Origin of the sequence: Streptomyces sp. NPDC047042 (assembly GCF_040644035.1) — a bacterium.
Classification (GTDB): domain Bacteria; phylum Actinomycetota; class Actinomycetes; order Streptomycetales; family Streptomycetaceae; genus Streptomyces.
The window spans coordinates 46,757-63,743 of sequence record NZ_JBEYVP010000008.1 but is presented as its reverse complement, the minus strand read 5'-3'; the positions used below and the strand labels follow the sequence as shown (position 1 = coordinate 63,743).

Genomic DNA, 16,987 nt, shown 5'->3' with positions numbered 1-16,987 from the left:
TGTGCAGAAGCACTCGCCGTCGTGTCCGGTACACCATGGACTGTCCCTTGCTATGTGTCAGGCGGTCATGTCATCAACGTCCGTAAAGCTCTTCCATCTTCTCCCGGATCACACCTTTAATCTTCTGCAGTACTTCGCGCTTCGAAGCCGGGTCGTCGACCACCACGTTGAGGTGGCCTATCCAGGCTCTTATGATGTCCACTTCTCGTTCGGCGATCGATTCCGCTCTGTCGATGCTGGCCTGCGATTTCAGTCCCCTCTTGCCGAAAAGGTAGGATCTAAGGTTGTCCGATTCCTGAACGGCGCCCGCCTGAGTCTGGATCCAGCGCGGTTTGCCGTTTCGCGAGAGAATCGGTTCGCCTTCCGCGTCGAGCAGACGCTCACGCTTACTAGCCTTGGACATCGGCATCATATCCACGGCCTGACCCCAGTCCGCCTTACCCTTCGTGGCCAGATCTACCGCCATCGCTTGGGTGACCATCGCGGCGGGATTCCTGGAACCCTCCGCCAGAATCACCCACGTACCCACGCCTCTGATGAAGTCGTCGTCCAGACCTGCACCGGTCGCATGCGTCGTATTCTTCAAAAACTGCCGGAGACCACCGTTGATCTTACCCAGCCGTCTCGGATTATTCTTGAGCTTCGCCATCCATTTCTTCAGCTGACCGTAACTCGGATCCGTCAGTTCGCCGGTGAAGGGATCACGCACCGAAATGAGAAAGTTCCTCGGATTTCCACCCTGCTTCAGATTCCGCTCCACCTTGGTAGTGGACGACTGAGGCGGGTTGCCGATGAAGTTCAGGTTGTCTATGTCTCCCTGCCGGCGCCGCTTTCCGAGTTCGGCATCCGACTGCGGGTCGGTCGCGGTGTCGAGGTGCTCGGCCAGGGCTCCGGCCGAGGCCCCGCGTACCTCGCGCTCAACTTCGAAGCCGCTGCCGCCGCGCGGTGTGATCCCGCCGAAGGACACAGGCTCGCCCGTACCAGGCTGAGCGTTGCGCTCCCGGTCCGTCTTCGTCCTCAGCTCCGCACCCAGTTGTCTGATGAACTTGAGCAGTTCGTCGCGATCCACCTCGGCACAGCCGTCGAGTATCTCGACATCCGGGTTGAGCCGAGCCCTGACGCTGAAGAGGGCGGATCCAATGGCGTCAAGGCCGGCGAGCCGATACCAGCGCTTGAGCGCGGCGAGAGCGATATCGAAGACGCGCCGGTCGGCCCCCTTGTCCAGTTGACGCTTCAAAAGCGGACGTATCCGCGCGGCGATCTTCTGAAGACGCGTTTCCTTCGATTCCTTGGACTTCTCGTCCTTCCTCCGCTGGTCCTGGTTCTGCCTCTTCTGCTCCTGCTGCTGCCTCTTTTGATCCCGAAGTCGGTCCCTCTTCTTCTTGAAGGCGTCCCGCAGCTTCGACGCGCCGTTCTTCAGCGCCTTGCCGACCTTGGTCTTCTTCAGCTTCCTGCCGAGGGTCTTAGCCGCGTTTGCGGCCTTCTTCAGGGCGGACTTGACCGCGCCCTTGGCCTTCGCCAGGGCCTTGCCTGCCGGTGACTTGGGCTTCTTGGGCTTGGTCGGCTTGGGGCCCTCGATCTCTTTCTTCTTCTTGGACGGGGCCTGGGACTTGTTGTCCGGAGCCTTGTCCTTGGCGGGTTTCGCGGGCTCCGGCTTGGTGTCCTTCGGCTTAGCCGGAGCCGCATCCTGCTTCGCCGGCCCCTTCGGCGTGGCCGTGTCCTTCGGTTTCACCGGGGACTTAGGCCCAGGAGAAGGCGCAGCCCTCGGCTTCGAGGAGACCGCTGGCTCCGCGACCTTCTGCGTGGCGTTCCGCAGCGCCCCCCGCGCCTTGTTGACCGCCGTACCCGCCGCCGAGCGTGCCCCCTTGCCGGTCCTCTTCAGGCCGTCCATGATCTTCTGGGACATGGCCTTGAGCCGCTTGCCCACCCCCTTCGTCGCCGAAGAGAGCCTGATCATCAGGAAGTTGGCGATGAAGTCGAGGAGCGCCACCACGCCCGCCGCCACCGCTTCCGCGAACAGGCACGCCGCCGGGCCCGCCTTCACCGCCTTCAGGTACGCCCAGAATTTCGAGAAGGCCGACAGGATCGAGCTGATGGACTGCCAGGCCGCCATCAGGCCCTGGACGATCGTGAGGATCGCGCCCGCCGCCGGGACGATCATCGAGACGACCTTCTCGATGACGAGTGACGCGATCATCATCGGCAGGGACGCGATGATCGCGTCCCAGGCCATCTTGCCGATCTGCTTGAGCGAGACGCAGCCCTTGACCAGGACGTTGATGACCGCCTTGCCGAGGCCGAGGATGCCCTCCACCTTGGTGTCGAACCACCGCTTCACGCCCACCTTGATGGCGCCCCACAGATGGTCCGTGATGCCGGTCTTGGCCGAGCTGCCCGCCTTCGAGATCCAGCCGCCCGGGTCGGGGGCGATGTCCGCCACCAGGGCCGCGAACTTGCCCAGCGCCTCGATCGCCGCCTGGGCGAACTTGATCGCGCCCTCGATGATGCCCTGGAAGGCCTTGATGGCCGCCTTGACCCCGGCTTCCAGGACGTCGAGCAGCGCGTTCAGACCCGCCGCCAACGCGTCCAGCAGCGAGTTGACGGCCTTCTTCAGTCCGTCCGCCAGCTGATTGACCTTGGCGATGGCCGCGTCCCGCAGGCCTTCGATCGCGTTGCGGAACTTGTCGCGCAGTTCCGGGAAGGCCGCCAGCAGCACATCGCCGATCGCGATCAGCGCGTCGGCGAGCGCGTTGATCGCCGCGACAGCCAGATCGCGGACGAAGTCGATCGCCGCGTTGGCCCACTCCTTGAACTTGTCGATGATGCCGTTGACCAGGGCACGAGCGGCCTCGAAAACCTTGGTCACCGCTTCGAGCAGGCCCTTGAAGAAGTCGCCCACCTTGTCGGCGACCCAGCCGAGGAAGCCGCCGGAGGGCTTCTCCTCCTCCTTCTTCTTCTCGGCCTCCTTCTCGGCGTTCTCACGCTCGGTGTCGATCTGCGCGTTGTCCTTGTCCTTGCGCGCAGCGACTTCCTTGTCCTTGTCGTCGCGCGCCTTGACGATCTCCTTGTTCTTGGCGCCGTGCTCTTCCTCGGACTGCTGGTCCGCGTCCTCGATCTTCTTGTCCTGCTGGGCCCGCCAGTCCTCGCGCTGGGCCTGCGTCTCCCGGGCGACCCTGCCCCGTTCGCCGGTCTGCTTCTCGGTGTTCTGCGCGACCTCGCGGTCGATCTCGGCCTGCTTCTCCTGTTTGGCCTGCTGTTCGCCCTGGTTCCGCTCTTGCTCCTTGGCCGCCAGATCCCCCTCCGCCTGGCCGGCCGCGCCCTGGATCTCGGAGCCCTTCTCCTGCTTGGCGACGGCTCCGACCCCGGCCTTGGGCGCGGAGAGTGTTCTCAGGGCGCCGCCCTTGCCGCGACCGCGACTGCCACCGGCGGCCTTGCCGGTGAGTTGCTCGCGCGGTGCGTCGGGGAAGATCTGGTCCTCGCCCAAAGACTTCGCCGCGTCGTCGCGGCCGGTCTGCTGGATGTCGGACTGCTTCTCCTTCAGGGCTCGCTGCTGGTCGTCCGTCCGGGTCGGGTCGCTGGCGCCCTCGAGGCGGATCTTCGGCGCAGGCCCGACCGTCTTGTTGTCCAGGGCGGGGTCGTGCGTCGGCACGGCGTCGGCCGCCGCCTCCACACTCTGCGCCTCTGCATCACTGAGTCCCTCGGCGGGCACCGCGGGAGCGGGCGGCGGCGGAGCGGTCGGCTTGGCTCCCGTGGCCTTCTCACTGCCCTTGGCCTTCTGCTTCTCGCCCTGGTCCTCCGGGCCGAGCCGCTCCACCTTGCCGGTGACCTGGGGGGCGGCCGGGGCCGCCTCGGGCGTCGCCGAGCGCGTCTCGGGCGCGCCCGAAGGGCGTTCGCGGGTGGGCGCGTTGGCGTCGAGCCGCTGCTGCTCCTCTCCGATCTTCTTGTCCGCCGCCGCGTCGACGCCGGGCATGGCGGCCGCCGCCTGGTCGGGCGCCAGCTTGCTCACGGTCCGTACGGCGGACTTGGGGTCCTGCCCGGAGACGTCCGGCGGCTCCTCCTGCTTCTCCTCGGGCACGGCCCCGTCGCCGCCCCCGCAACTGCCCGCGCCGCCGTCGTCCTTCTCGGCGGCGGGCTCGGGCGGCGCGCAGCCTCCGCCGTCCTTCTCCAGGGAGGCCTCGGGCCTCGGACCGCCGCTGTCCACGCTCTGGCCAGGCGCGTCGGTCTGCTCGGCGGCCGGGCTGACCGCGGCCTGCGCGGCGGACGGCGCGGCACCCGGCCCGGCGGCCGTCGTCGGCCCGCTCCGCTCCGCGCCGCCGACCGCGCCACGCGGCGCCGCTCCGGGACCGGTCTCCTTGGGGATACGGCTCTTGGCCCGGGGCGCCTCACGTTCGGGCTTGGGCGGGTCGGCCTCGCGCCGGGCGGCCGGGGAGGGGTTGCGGTCCTCGACGAGCGCCCTGGGAGTCTGCGCACCGGCGGGCCGGGACACGGCGGACGCCAACATGCTGGTGGTGGCCGCGGCCGGGCTCGCCGTGGCCGGCGCCGCACCCGCACCCGCACCGGACCGGCTCTCCGTCCTCGTACGCTCCTGCCGTTCGCTCTTCTCGTCCTGCGCGTCCTTGGCGTCGGGTCGTTCGTCCGCGCCCCCGCCCCCGGCCTCCCCGGAGTCGTCGGCGTCCTCGCTGTCCTTCGCCTGTTCCTGCTCCTGCTGCTGCTCCGGGTCGGGCTTCTCGGCCTCCGGTTCGGGCCGCTCCCTGTCCTCGGTCGCGGGGTCGGGGCCGACCTCCTGGTCGAGCGGCTTCCCCGACTCCTGCAGGTCCTTGGTGCCCCGGTCCTGCGCCTGTGCGGCGGGTCCGTCCTCGGGCTGCGGCGCCTCGCCCTCGACGGGTCCCTCGTCCTGGCCGGGCGCCTTCGGCTCGGGCCCGACGGCCTCCTCGTCCGCCTCCTGTTCGTTCTTCTCCCGCTCCTGCTCGATCTTCTCCGCCCTGGTCGGCGGCGGGGTGGGGAAGGTGGGCGGTGAGGGCTCGGCGGCGCCCGGCCGGCGCTGGTCCGCGGTCGGTACGGCGGAGAGGTCGAGGTCGGCCTCGGGCAGATGGTCCTCGGGTTTGATGGCGGGCTCGCGCCCGGCGTCCGGCGCCCGTTCGGCTTCGGCCTCGCCGCCCGCGATCTCGCCGTCGGCGCCCGCCTCGAGGCCGAGCGGCTGTTCCTCCTCGCGCGGGTCGCCGTCCGCTCCCCCGTCCTCGTCGTTCTCGTTCAGCCCGTGCTCGGACAGCGCCGAGTCCCGCTGTTCGGCCCGCTCGTCGACCTTCTCCGGCCGTACGGGGCCGGGCTGGGCCTGCTGCTTCGGGTCCAGCTCCTCCCGCCGGGACCCGGCGGCAGGCTGGTTCTGCTGGTCCCTGCGCCCGCGCTTGTCGGCGCCGGGGGCATTGGCCTGCTCGGGGTCGGCCTCCTCGCGTTCGCGCTGTTCCTTGCGCTCCTCCTTGGCCTGCTCGACCCCCTGCTGCTGCCCCTGGACCCGTTCGTCGGCGGCCTCGTCGGTGCGCTCACGGTCGGTGGCGGCCTTCTCGTCCTCCTGCTGCTGCTCCTGCTCGGCCCGCTGCCGGGAGGCGTTGCGCTCGTCCTCCTGCTCGGTGCGCCGGGCCGCCTCCTGGTCCTTGGTGGCCGCGTCCGCGCGTGCCCGGCTGCGGTCGCCGCTCCTGTCGTCACGGGCCCTGCCGTCCCGCTGCTCCTCGCGGGCGTCGGCGGCCCGCTGGTCCCGGGATCCCCGGTCGGAGGTCTGCTTCTTCTGCCAGTGGGTGCGTTCGACGCCGAGTTCCGCGAAGAGGTCGATCTCGGGCAGCGGTACGTCGGCGGGCTGCAGCTCGACCGGGCCGGGGCCGGCCCGGTCCGCGAGGTCCAGGAGACGTTCGTACTCCGGTGTGAGCAGCCGGTCCTCGAGCCGCTCGATGACGGAGTCCTCCAACTCCTGCGACATACGGGCCAGTTGCAGACGGACCCGGCCGGAGGCGTCGGTGGGGTCGCCGCGCAGTGAGCGCAGTACACCGCCCGCGAGCCGGTCCACGAGGGTCGCCGGGTCGACGGCCTCGGCCCGCATCCGGTCGGCGTCGACGGTGGCGTAGCGCAGCCACCCCGGTGTCGCCTGCCCTTCCTCGACCGCCCCCGCCGTCTCCGGCGCGGCCTGCACATCCGCGCGTACGAGCTCCCGCGCCGCCGACTCCGCCTCCCGCTCGATCGCCTGCTGCGGCACACTCACCGCGCCCGGTTCCCGCCCGGCCCGCAGCGCGCCCAGCCCGTGCGGGTTCTGGACGGTGTGCAGCAACTCGTGGGCGAGCAGGCGCTGTCCGTCCGCCGTGCCGGGGCGGTAGGCGCCCGCGCGGAAGAAGATGTCCTGGCCGACGGCGACCGCGTCGGCGCCGAGCAGCTCGGTCAACTGTCCCGCATCGCGGTCGGTGTGCAGGCGGACGCGGCCGAGGTCGTGGCCGAGGCGTTCCTCCAACTCCCGTCGTACGCCGGGGTCGAGCGGCTGTCCGGCGCCGCTGACGATGTCCTTCGCGGACGGGGTACGGGACTTGGCGCCCCGTTCCCTGCGCTTGCGCCGGCGCTGTTCGGCGGCCGACTGCTCCGAACGGGCGTCCTGGGACTGCGCGTTGCCGCTCATCGGGTCACCTCCCCCTGCCCGCTGAGCCCCTGATGCACGGCGCGTGCCAGTTCCTGGCCGAGGCGGCGGGCGGACAGGCCCGCGGGCAGGGGCGGCAGCCCGGTCAGCGCGTCGACGCCCACCGTGCCGTCCGCCGCGAGGGGCACGCCCGATTCCCGTACCAGGCGGGCGAGTTCGTGCTCGAAGGCGGCCGACACCCGCTCGGGGTCGGCACGGAACCCGTCAAGCACAAGTTCCCCGATGTCCACGCGGATCGCCGAAGGCGTCGCCGCACCCGGCCGCTCCCTGTTCACACCCATCCGCGGACCTCCGTCGGCGTGAGGGAGCGTTCCAGCTTGAGGTACTCGGTACGGGCAGCCGCGAGCATGTGCCGCATCTGGAGCCGGTCGCCCTCCTCGGCGGCGAGGAACGCCCCGGACAGAGCGATGTTGCGGATCGAGCCGCCCGCGACGGTGAGCTGGGCGAGGAGCGCGGAGTCGATGTCCTTGACCGGGGCCTGCGGGGGCAGTACCCGGCGCCAGATCTCGGCGCGTTCGTGCTCCGCCGGGAAGGGGAAGTCGACGACGAAGCGGATGCGCCGCAGGAAGGCGGTGTCCAGGGCCTTCTTCATGTTGGTGGTGAGGACGGCGAGACCGCGGTAGGCCTCCATGCGCATCAGTAGATAGCTGACCTCCAGGTTGGCGTACCGGTCGTGGCTGTCCTTGACCTCACTGCGCTTGCCGAAGAGGGCGTCGGCCTCGTCGAACAGGAGGAGCGCGCCGCCGCGTTCGGCGGCGTCGAAGACCCGGCGCAGGTTCTTCTCGGTCTCCCCGATGTACTTGCTGACCACCTGGGAGAGGTCGACGATGAAAAGGTCGAGGCCGAGTTCCTTCGCCATGACCTCGGCGGCCAGCGTCTTGCCGGTGCCGGACCCGCCCGCGAAGAGCGCGGTGACGCCGAGGCCGCGCCGCAGGGTGCCCGCGAATCCCCACTCCTGGTGGACGGTCGGGCGTTGCCGCACATGGGCGACGATCTCGCGCAGCACGCTCGTCTGCCGTTCGTGGAGCACGAGGTCGTTCCAGCCGGCCTCCGGTTCGATGCGCCGCCCCAGCTCGTCCATGCCGATCCGGGCCTCGTCGAGCCCGGCCCGCCACGCGAGTTGGGCACCGTCCAGCTCGTCCTCGCCGGGCAGATCACGCCGTACGACTGCCGCCGCCGAACGCACCACGTGCGGGGGCAGCTGGAACTGGGCGACCAGAGACCGCAGTTCACCTTCGTCGAGGTCGGTGACGTCGTCGAACGCGTCCGCCCAGAGGGCGAGTTGCTCTTCCTCGTCCAGCCGGGGGACGGTCACCCGGGTGCCGTGCGGGCGGTCGGTGCGCAGCGGGTCCTCGCTGGACACGACGACGGGTACGGCGGCCCCGGCGAGGAACGCCTCCGTCGCCGCCCGCTGGTCGCGGTCCGGTTCACCCACGTCGACGAGGAGCGCGGCGGGCAGCAGGATCGCCTCGCGCTGCCAGAGCCGGGCGAAGCGGTCCCGTTCGGCGGGCTCGCCGGGGATGTCCTCGGCGCTCACCGAGTAGAGCCCGAGCCCGGCGCGGGCCGCCGCGGCGGCGGCGATGTCGGCCCGGCTGCGCAGATCGCCACCCGTCACCTCGACGAGCAGCGGCGCGTCCGGGCTCGGCCCGCTCGTCCAGCCGGCGGCGACACGGCTCGCGGCCAGATCGTACGAGTGGGGCAGCCGGTCCGGCACGGGCGCGCGGCGCAACTGGCCGTGCAGACGGGCGTCGAGGTAGGGCGAGCCGAGGAGGAAGTGCAGGATGCGTTCGTCAAGGCGGAGCCGGGTGGTCGTCAGCCGTGTCTCGTCGTCGAGTTCGACGATCCGCCAGCGGCGCAGCGGCGCGACCGGGGTGAGCGCGCTCCAGTGCGGCTCGGCGAGCGCGGCAAGGGCGAGCGAGAAGGTCGGGTACGTCCGCTCCGGGTCACCGCTGGCCGCCGCGCATCGGGCGGCGGCGGTCGCCTCCAACTCCTGGGCGGCGGTGAGGAGTACGAGGTCCCGTTCGAAGGCGGTGAGTCCGAAGCAGGCGAGCAGGGCGTCGAGGGGCGCGGTGGCGGGACCGGCGGGCAGCGACGCGTCGCCGGGCCCCGGCTGCCCGGCGGGCTCGGTTCCCTGCCCGGCGTGCGCCGCGTGGGCGTCGACACGGGCAAGGACGCGACGGATCTCCGCCATGAGCGTCACCGGGCCCGTGGTGTGCGTACCGGTGGCGTGCGGGCCTGTGGTGGGCGTGCCTGTGGTGGGCGTGCCCGTCGTACCGGTCCCCTCGCGCTTTCCCATGTGCTAGCTGCCCCCGCTCGTGGTGTCGCCGTTCCCGGGTCCGTCGGGCGAGGCGGGCGTGCGCTTGGCCGCGCCCCGCGCGCCCCTGCCACCCGCGCTCGCGCCCGCGCCGGTACCCGCACCCGCATCCGCACCCGCCGCCTTGGCCGGCTGCGCGGCCTTGCGGGCACGGGCCGGCGCCTTCGCCACGGCCTTCTTGGCGGCGGCCTTCGGCACGAGCGCCTTCCCGGCGGGCTGGGACGACGGCTCGGAAGACGGCTCGGGGGTCGGCTCCGAGGTCGGATCCGGAGTCGGCTGCGGGATCCGGTCCGGGCCCGGCACTGCTGCGCCTCGGCCCGAACTCCCGTTCCCCGCAGCCTCGTTGACGGGCAGCGCCCGTCCACCCGGTACCGGCGCACCCGGCGCACCCGGCGCACCCGGCGCCCCAAACGGCAGCACGCGCACATCGGTCCGCTGGACCGGCTTCGCCGGGACGGGTGTCTCGCGGCCCTCGATGAAGACGAGGGCGGCCTGGTAGACGACCGACAGCGAGTAGGGCGTCTGATAGAGCATTCCCCAGAGCTTCGACGTCTCGTCGACGTCCATCACCGTCGGGGTGAACCGGACACGCTGGGCCGATTCCAGGAGGTCACTGCCCGTCAGATACGGCTTCTCACCAGCCTGTTCGATGACGTCCTTGGGCAGGATCGGGATCTCGTGCAGGGTACGGACGACGGACCCGATCAGCCGCTGTCCGACCAGTTCGTTCTCCTCGCCGTACGCGCTGATCAGGTAGTGCAGATCCAGCGCGGCGGCGGGCCGCTTGACCAGGGTGCCGTCGGCGGCGCGGGTCGGCAGGTCGTTGTTGCGCTGCGAGGTGTTGGGCGTGACCTGGTAGAGGAACACGTTGATGGTCGGTTCGCCGGAGGGCTCGGTCGGCGGCTTGCGCGTCTCGACCGTGACGGCCGCGTCGAACTCCGGCCCGAGGTTGTTCTCGATCAGGGCGGCGAGGGCCTGGGTGACGTGGGCGATGGCAAGTGCGTTGCTCATGACGTCCGTTCCTCGGTCCTCGTCTCGGTCGGCCTTGTCGCGTGGTTCACTCGCGCCCCCGGGCCAGGTAGTCGGCGAGGCTCACGGTCGCCGCCGGGCGCTCGGCGGGCGCCGGGCGGCGCCGCGTGGCTCCGGCGGGCGCGGCCGCGGTGACCTCGAGCCGTCCGATCCGCACCTCGACCACCTGCTCGGGCGCGCGTCCGGGTCGCCGGGCGGCGGCCTGCCGTACGGCCTCGCGGGCCGCCGCCGTGTCCGCGGCGCTGGGACGCGGGGCTGCGGACCCGGTGGCGCGGGAGGCAGTCCCGGGGCCCGACAGGCTGGTCACGGCCGCCGTGGTCCGGGTGGAGTCGCTCGCGGGGCGCTGCCCGCCCGCCGTGCGGAGCGCGGGGCGCCCGGCCGGTCGCGGGCCGGGCAGCAGGGGCGTGACCGGCCGGAGCAGGGGCCCCTCGGGGGCGGCAGCGCGGGGTGCGGGCAGGGTGGGCTGCTCGCCGTACACCTGTTCAGTGCGTACGACGGTCCGCTCCCGTTCCGGGCCGGGGCGGGCCCCGGAGACCGCCGGGCGCGGCCGGTCCGGGGGCGCTGCGACGGCAGCCGGTGACGCGGGGGCGGGCCAGAGCGGGGACTGTCCGTCCGGGTCGGACACCGGGGCCCGTACCGCCTCGACCCGTTCGAACGGACCGGGCAGCCGAGGCCGCACCCGGGCCGCGCCCGTGACGGCTCCGGCGGTGTGCCGGGCGATCAGCCGGTCGAGGAAGTCGGGCTCCGGCGGGCCCGACGGCCCGCTTCCCGTAGGGGAGTCAGCCGGGTGGTCAGACATCCGCACACAGCTCCAGGTAGTAGCGGCGCCGCAGCGGGCTGAGCGCCAGAATCTCCGGCTCGCTCCAGCCGTAGGCGGTGGCGAGCAGATGGACGTCGAGGAGGAGGTCCCGGGCCCAGGCGTCCAGTTCGGTCCACAGGTACGAGGCGATGTCGAGCTCCGCGCGCGTGGCCCGGCCGCACTCGGGGCAGGCCACGTTGAGCGCCAGGTCGGCGCCGGGGTCGGCGGCCTCGACCGCCTCGGCGATCCAGCGCTGCACGGCGGGGGGCAGGTCCTTCGCGGTGACGGCGGCGCCGTCGTTGGCCGCCGACACGAGGCACCGCGCGAGCAACGCCCCGCGCGGATCCGCGGCCCGGGCTGCCGCCGCGAGGTCGGCAACCCCGGGCAGCCTGAACTCGACGTCCCAGCCGCCCTGTTGAACGCGGACAAGCGAATCCCCGCGTCCGGCTCCGGACCCGCCGTCATGCCTGGCCGGCGAACCATCCGCCCGACCCGGCGCCTCCGCGACCTGCCCGGCCCCAACCAGCGCATCGCGCCCGCCCGGCAAACCACCAGCCTCGCCCGCAGCCAACCCGCCAAGCCCGACCGATCCACCCACCGAGCCCACAGCCTGCCCGGCCACGGGCACCTCATCGCGCCCGACAGCCGAACCGCCCACCCCGTCCGACCCGATCGCAACCAGCTCGTCACGCCGGATGGACGAACCACCGCCCCCGCCCGCAGCCAACCCGTCCCGCCCGACCGACAACGCGGCCGATCCACCCGCCGAGCCCACAGCCTGCCCGGCCACGGGCACGCCATCGCGCCCAACAACCGAACCGCCCACCCCGTCCGACCCGTTCATCGACCCCGCAACAGGCCCGGTCCCAATCAGCTCATCGCGGCGAACCGACGAACCACCGCCCCCGCCCGCAGCCAACCCGTCCCGCCCGACCGACAACGCGGCCGACCCACCAACCGAGCCCGCAACCTGCCCGGACACCGGCACCTCGGCACGCCCGACCGGCGAACTACCAGCCTCACCTGCAGCCGACCCGTCCCGCCCGACGGGCGCCCCGGCGTCCCCGACCGTCCCCGGCCCATCCCCCTCGGCCGGTGATCCGTCCGCCCCGAGCGACGACCGACGCGGCTCCTCCCCCGAGAAGCCCTCGCCCTCGCCCCCGTCCAGCGACCGCGCCAACTCCCCGGCGTTCAGTTCGAACTCCATGTCCTCGCCGCACGCCGTGCACCCGAGCCGTACCTGCATGCGCTCGCCGAACAGTGCCCGGCGCAGGGCGAACAGATCCACCTCCCGCTCGCCGACCGGAAGCCGCGTCAGCAGGCCCATGTCGACGTCCGGGCGGGCCGTGCGGTGCAGCAGCAGCGCACGGCCGGCCGGTGCCTCGGCAAGTCCCGCCTCCCACGCGGCCAGCAGTCCGGCCGCCGAGGTGATCGCCATACCCTCCCCCGCTTCGGATTCCCTCGACTACCGCCGCCTCAGGCCGGGTTGAGGAACGACGGTTCCTCGGGCTCGGGCACCTCGTAGTCCCGCTCCCAGCCCTCGCACTCCAACTTGAGCGACTGGATGGCCACCGCGTTGGCGTTGGCGTCGAGCTCACCGAGGACCTGGTACTCGCTCGGCCAGGTCCGGTACAGCTTGTGCGAGACGGCGACCTGGCCGGCCTCGTTGAGGACCTGGATCACGATGTCCTTGCGGAAGTCCGCGAGGGACACCTCGGAGCCGAGGCCCGCCCCGACCTGCCAGACCTTGTTGGCCCAGCGGTCGAACTCCGGATCGTGGGTGACCCCGCGCTCCAGGGTGATGCCCTCGAACTCGGAGCGTCCCGGCGACTTGCGCGGGGAGGAGGGGTCGCCGCCGTGGCGGTGCTTGACGACCTCCGTGGTCCGCTTGAGCGGACTGATCTTGCTGATGCCGGCGACCGTACGACCGTCCCACAGGACCAGGAACTTGAAGTTCTTGTACGGATCGAAGCGCTGGGCGTTGACCGTGAACTCAGCCATCGGATTCCTTCAACTCTCCACAATGCTCGGGGACTTCGAGGCCCTAGAGGGCGGACTGGCCCGACGTCTGCTGGATCCTGACGATCACGAATTCCGCCGGCCGCACCGGCGCGATGCCCACCAGGACGTTCACCACCCCGTTCGCCACGTCCTCGTCGGTCGTGGTCTCGTGGTCGCACTTGACGAAGTAGGCCTCGCGCGGCGTGCTGCCCTTGAAGGCGCCCTGCCGGAAGAGGGTGTGCAGATACGAGGACGCGCCCAGCCGGATCTGCTGCCAGAGACTCTCGTCGTTGGGCTCGAACACGACCCACTGCAGGCCTCGTTGGAGGCTTTCCTCGACATGCAGCGCGAGCCGTCGCACGGGTACGTACTTCCACTCGCTGTCGAGCGCGTCGGCGCCCTCCAGGGTGCGCGCCCCCCACACCAGCGGACCCGCCATCGGGAACGTCCGCAGACAGTTGACGCCGAGCGGGTTGAGCAGCCCGGTCTCGCGGTCGGTCAGCTCGACGGTGAGGGAGTGGACGCCCGCGAGACGGGCCTCCGTCCCGGCCGGCGCCTTCCACACCCCGCGCTCCGAATCGGTCCGCGCGACGACGCCGGCGACGGCGCCGGACGGCGGGAAGGCGCGCAGCCGTCCGGTGAGCGGGTCGGTGAGCTGAAGGTGCGGGAAGTACAGGCCGGCGTGGTTGCCCCGGACCGCGTCGAAGGCGGCGAGCCCGGCCCGGGCCGTGTCGACGCTCACCCAGGTGCTGGGCGCGTCGACGAGCAGGAAGATCCGCCGCTCCTCGCACAACCGCTGGGCCGCCGAGACGACGGTGAGCATGTCCTCGGTCTTCTCGTACGCGGCCAGCTCGGGCAGGGCCAGCAGATTGACGTCGGCGACGCCGCGCAGCGCCTGGATGCCGGACTTGTCGGCCTCGGAACCGATGAGGTCGCGCGGGCCGGGGGCCTCGCCGTCCTCACCGCCCTCCAGGGGGAAGACGGGCGGGTTCACGGAGGCTTCGAGGCCCAGGTCGTTGGCGCACTGGCCGAGGAAGCGGACGACGTCCTCGGGGTCGGTGGAACCGGCCACGACCTGCAACCGCCGCCCGAACGCGGTGACTTCGACGCCCGCGTAGGCGTGCTTGCCCGGCGCGTCGGGCAGTGCCCGCAGCTTGCGTTCGAGCAGCAGCGCCAACTCGGCGACGGAGCAGGGGGCTTCGCCGTCGCACTCGGGGTCGTAGAGCGTGAACTCCCGCTCCACGTCACCGATTTTGACGGTCACGTCGACGGCCAGATCGGGCAGTTCGTTGCCGAAGGGCTTGGACACGGTCCCGGACGGATCGGGCCGCCCCTCGCCGACCGCCTCGACCCGGATGAGCCGCGACCCGGCGTTGATCACGGTCGGCGCGTAGCGCCCGTGTGCCGAGTCCATCGACAGCCCGGTGTAGGACTCGCGGGCCTCGCCCTTCGCGTCGTACACGCGCAGGTTGAAGGTCTCGTCGCAGTTCGGGGTGTCGTAGTCGACGGCGACGCGCAGACCGTTGCCCCACCCGCCGGGTTCCTTGGCGTGCACCTCGAGGACGCGGGCCTCGCTGTGCCCCTCCGTGGACTCCAGGGCGACGCACGCGGCCTTGCCGCTGCCCGCCTTCGCGACCCGGACGATCACGGCGACGGAGCCGCCGTTGCCGAAGAACTGGTGGACGGCGTAGGCGACGGCGCTCTGCGAGGCGAGCCCGCCGAACCGCCGCTCGAATTCGGTGAAGCCGGTGACACGCACGGGCTCGTTCAGCGGACCGCGCCGGGTGTGCCCCACGAACGCGGTCACCGACGTGGTCACGGCGGAGATGGTACGAGTGCTGCTGGGAAGCTCTTCGACGTAGACGCCGGGATATGTCGGCCTGGCCGCACCCACTGCTGTCGTCGGCATTCCCCCTCCAATCCCTATCCGGGCACCGGGTCAAGGCACCAAGGAGGTGGCGGAGGGAGAGTCGTCCGGTCCGGTGCGCACGGAACTGTCCGGCGCGCGGGACGCGCCGGCCCATGACACCTCATCAGCTTTCCCCCGTCAGTACCCCGGCCGGACGGCCGCCCGGGGCAAGCGACACGCTTGCGACTCCTGATGCTCAAGTGCGTAATCCACCTTTGGGGGTGGGCAGTTGGGCCAGCAAGACGCGTTCACGCCACCCCTGGGGAAGGTTCGATGAAGATCGCCGCGCACGACCCGCACGCGATGTGCGCGTGTCGGGTCAGCGACTTCACAGAATGCGCACAGCACACGATGCACGTGGTACAGCAGAATGGCGGGCATGTCCCGACGTACTGCGCATCTCAGGCGGCAGCGCCCCTCCACCCCTGTTCAGAGCTCCACATGTCCGTGCGGTCTTGCGGAGACGTACGACACGTGCTGTGGCCGATTCCTCCCCCAGTCTCGAACCAACTCGACCGGGGGGACCCCCACGGGTGCGGCCGCCGCGCCGACGGCCGAGGCGCTGATGCGTTCCCGCTACAGCGCTTTCGTGAAGTGTGACGAGGCGTACCTGCTGCGCACCTGGCATCCGCGTACCCGCCCCGCGCGGATCGAATTCGATCCCGGGATGCGGTGGACGGGCCTGGAGATCCTTGAAACGGGCGAGGGCACGGCGTTCCACACCACCGGGACCGTGACCTTCCGGGCCTCCTACCGGGGAGGTTCGCTGCGGGAGCGGAGCCGGTTCGAGCGGGTCGACGGGGCGTGGGTGTACGTCGACGGGGACATCGACGAGGGCGACAACGGCGGCGAGGGCCACACGGGAACTCAGGACACCCGGGGCGTCTAGGGCGCGAGTATGTCCAGTTCCTGAAGGGCCCCGACCGCGATCTCCCGAGTGAGTCGTTCCGCCCGTTCGCCGTCACCCTCGCGGACCGCCTCCGCGACCTGTACATGCAGGGTGACGGCGGCCGGGTCGGGGTCCTCGAACATGACCTCGTGATGGGTCCGGCCCGCCAGGACCTCCGCGACGACATCGCCGAGGCGGGCGAACATCTCGTTGCCGGAGGCCTCCAGGATCACCCGGTGGAAGGCCATGTCGTGGACGAGATAGCCCTCGAGCTGATGGCCGCGCGAGTTGGCCACCAGGCCCAGCGCGCACTCCGTGAGCCGCGCGCACTGCTCGGCGGTGGCGAACTTGGCGGCCAGACCTGCGGCCACCGGTTCGATCGCGGAGCGCAGGACGGTGAGGGAGCGCAACTGCTGCGGGCGGTCGGCGCCGGCCAGCCGCCAGCGGATGACCTGGGGGTCGTACACGTTCCACTCGGCCTTGGGCCGGACCGTGACGCCGACCCGGCGGCGGGACTCGACCAGGTGCATCGACTCCAGGACGCGGACCGCCTCCCGCATCACCGAGCGTGACACGTCGAACCGCTGTGCGAGTTCGTCCGTGCGCAGAACGCTGCCCGGCGGGTACTCGCCCGCGGTGATCGCAGGTCCGAGGGTTTCCAGTACATGGCCGTGCAGCCCTCGGCCCGATGTGCTCATGCACTCAGAGTACGGGGCACGTCACGCTTCCATAAAGTCAGACTTATTAAGTCTCGGCTCTTGAATTTGTCTTACGTAATGCGTTTCACTGCGTCCATGCAGCAGACGCGTACCCCACACGTCGTCGTGATCATGGGGGTCGCGGGCACCGGGAAGACCACGATCGGTCCCCTGCTCGCGGCTCGGCTCGGCGTTCCGTACGCCGAGGGCGACGACTTCCACCCGCCGGCCAACATCCACAAGATGACGGCCGGGACCCCGCTGACCGACGAGGACCGGTGGCCCTGGCTGGACGCCATCGGCGAGTGGGCGCACGGCCGGGCCGGCCTCGGCGGGGTGGTGAGCAGTTCGGCGCTGAAGCGGTCGTACCGGGACCGGCTGCGGGCCGCCGCGCCCGGAGTGGTCTTCGTGCACCTCACCGGCGACCGGGCGCTCATCGAGGACCGGATGGCGCACCGGCAGGGTCACTTCATGCCGACCGCGCTGCTCGACTCCCAGTTCGCCACGCTCCAGCCACTCGAGGCGGACGAGGCGGGCGTGGCGGTGGACGTGTCCGGCAGCCCCGAGGAGATCACCGCCCGCGCGACGGCAGCGCTCGACGACGTCGATGACCGCTATGACGTCGATGACCTCGGCGGGCCCGAGGAGAGCTGAACCCCGCCGGGCGCGCCGATA

At 71.4% G+C, this 16,987-nt stretch carries 11 protein-coding genes; 2 read left to right on the top strand and 9 right to left on the bottom strand.

Annotated features, from left to right (window positions below):
* Nucleotides 1–73: 73 nt before the first annotated feature.
* The 8 genes from ABZ855_RS10890 to ABZ855_RS10855 form a co-directional block, all read right to left on the bottom strand.
* Nucleotides 74–6,655, bottom strand: a complete 6,582-nt coding sequence (locus ABZ855_RS10890; protein ID WP_360804354.1) for a DUF4157 domain-containing protein — start codon at nt 6,653–6,655, stop codon at nt 74–76.
* Nucleotides 6,652–6,954: a hypothetical protein gene (locus tag ABZ855_RS10885; RefSeq protein WP_360804351.1), complete on the bottom strand. Its 303-nt coding sequence runs from the start codon at nt 6,952–6,954 to the stop codon at nt 6,652–6,654. Before ABZ855_RS10885 ends, ABZ855_RS10890 begins: the two co-directional genes overlap by 4 nt.
* Nucleotides 6,945–8,864 (bottom strand): ATP-binding protein, encoded by a 1,920-nt coding sequence (locus ABZ855_RS10880; RefSeq protein ID WP_360804893.1) that lies wholly within the window; start codon nt 8,862–8,864, stop codon nt 6,945–6,947. The genes ABZ855_RS10885 and ABZ855_RS10880 overlap by 10 nt, the downstream gene beginning before the upstream one ends.
* Before the next feature lie 108 nt (nt 8,865–8,972).
* On the bottom strand, nt 8,973–9,998 hold the full coding sequence (locus tag ABZ855_RS10875; RefSeq protein WP_360804348.1) for a Pvc16 family protein: 1,026 nt from the start codon (nt 9,996–9,998) through the stop codon (nt 8,973–8,975).
* 46 nt (nt 9,999–10,044) lie between these two features.
* Nucleotides 10,045–10,815 carry a hypothetical protein gene (locus tag ABZ855_RS10870; protein ID WP_360804345.1) on the bottom strand — a complete coding sequence of 257 codons (771 nt, stop codon included), beginning with the start codon at nt 10,813–10,815 and terminating at the stop codon, nt 10,045–10,047.
* Nucleotides 10,808–11,512, bottom strand: coding sequence for a hypothetical protein (locus ABZ855_RS10865; protein ID WP_360804890.1), 705 nt, complete (start codon nt 11,510–11,512; stop codon nt 10,808–10,810). The genes ABZ855_RS10870 and ABZ855_RS10865 overlap by 8 nt, the downstream gene beginning before the upstream one ends.
* Before the next feature lie 779 nt (nt 11,513–12,291).
* Nucleotides 12,292–12,816: a phage tail protein gene (locus ABZ855_RS10860; protein WP_055614510.1), complete on the bottom strand. Its 525-nt coding sequence runs from the start codon at nt 12,814–12,816 to the stop codon at nt 12,292–12,294.
* A 43-nt stretch (nt 12,817–12,859) separates the two neighbouring features.
* Nucleotides 12,860–14,725 (bottom strand): phage tail sheath subtilisin-like domain-containing protein, encoded by a 1,866-nt coding sequence (locus tag ABZ855_RS10855; RefSeq protein ID WP_360804341.1) that lies wholly within the window; start codon nt 14,723–14,725, stop codon nt 12,860–12,862.
* A gap of 379 nt (nt 14,726–15,104) precedes the next feature.
* Here ABZ855_RS10855 and ABZ855_RS10850 point away from each other — a divergent pair, with 379 nt between their 5' ends.
* Complete coding sequence (locus ABZ855_RS10850; RefSeq protein ID WP_360804338.1) at nt 15,105–15,614, top strand: YchJ family metal-binding protein; 510 nt, start codon at nt 15,105–15,107, stop codon at nt 15,612–15,614.
* Here the strand turns inward: ABZ855_RS10850 and ABZ855_RS10845 are convergent.
* On the bottom strand, nt 15,611–16,312 hold the full coding sequence (locus ABZ855_RS10845) for a FadR/GntR family transcriptional regulator (protein WP_360804335.1): 702 nt from the start codon (nt 16,310–16,312) through the stop codon (nt 15,611–15,613). The genes ABZ855_RS10850 and ABZ855_RS10845 overlap by 4 nt on opposite strands.
* 96 nt (nt 16,313–16,408) lie before the next feature.
* On the opposite strand from ABZ855_RS10845, the gene ABZ855_RS10840 reads away from it, so the two are divergent.
* Nucleotides 16,409–16,966, top strand: coding sequence for a gluconokinase (locus ABZ855_RS10840; RefSeq protein ID WP_360804331.1), 558 nt, complete (start codon nt 16,409–16,411; stop codon nt 16,964–16,966).
* The last annotated feature ends 21 nt before the right edge of the window (nt 16,967–16,987 follow it).

Excerpts from the sequence above, each read along its gene's own strand:
- ABZ855_RS10840 (WP_360804331.1), top strand. The coding sequence starts at position 16,409 with ATGCAGCAGACGCGTACCCCACACGTCGTCGTGATCATGGGGGTCGCG.
- ABZ855_RS10850 (WP_360804338.1), top strand. The coding sequence starts at position 15,105 with ATGTCCCGACGTACTGCGCATCTCAGGCGGCAGCGCCCCTCCACCCCT.
- ABZ855_RS10875 (WP_360804348.1), bottom strand. The coding sequence starts at position 9,998 with ATGAGCAACGCACTTGCCATCGCCCACGTCACCCAGGCCCTCGCCGCC.
- ABZ855_RS10880 (WP_360804893.1), bottom strand. The coding sequence starts at position 8,864 with ATGGCGGAGATCCGTCGCGTCCTTGCCCGTGTCGACGCCCACGCGGCG.
- ABZ855_RS10860 (WP_055614510.1), bottom strand. The coding sequence starts at position 12,816 with ATGGCTGAGTTCACGGTCAACGCCCAGCGCTTCGATCCGTACAAGAAC.
- ABZ855_RS10890 (WP_360804354.1), bottom strand. The coding sequence starts at position 6,655 with ATGAGCGGCAACGCGCAGTCCCAGGACGCCCGTTCGGAGCAGTCGGCC.
- ABZ855_RS10855 (WP_360804341.1), bottom strand. The coding sequence starts at position 14,725 with ATGCCGACGACAGCAGTGGGTGCGGCCAGGCCGACATATCCCGGCGTC.
- ABZ855_RS10870 (WP_360804345.1), bottom strand. The coding sequence starts at position 10,815 with ATGTCTGACCACCCGGCTGACTCCCCTACGGGAAGCGGGCCGTCGGGC.
- ABZ855_RS10885 (WP_360804351.1), bottom strand. The coding sequence starts at position 6,954 with ATGGGTGTGAACAGGGAGCGGCCGGGTGCGGCGACGCCTTCGGCGATC.
- ABZ855_RS10845 (WP_360804335.1), bottom strand. The coding sequence starts at position 16,312 with ATGAGCACATCGGGCCGAGGGCTGCACGGCCATGTACTGGAAACCCTC.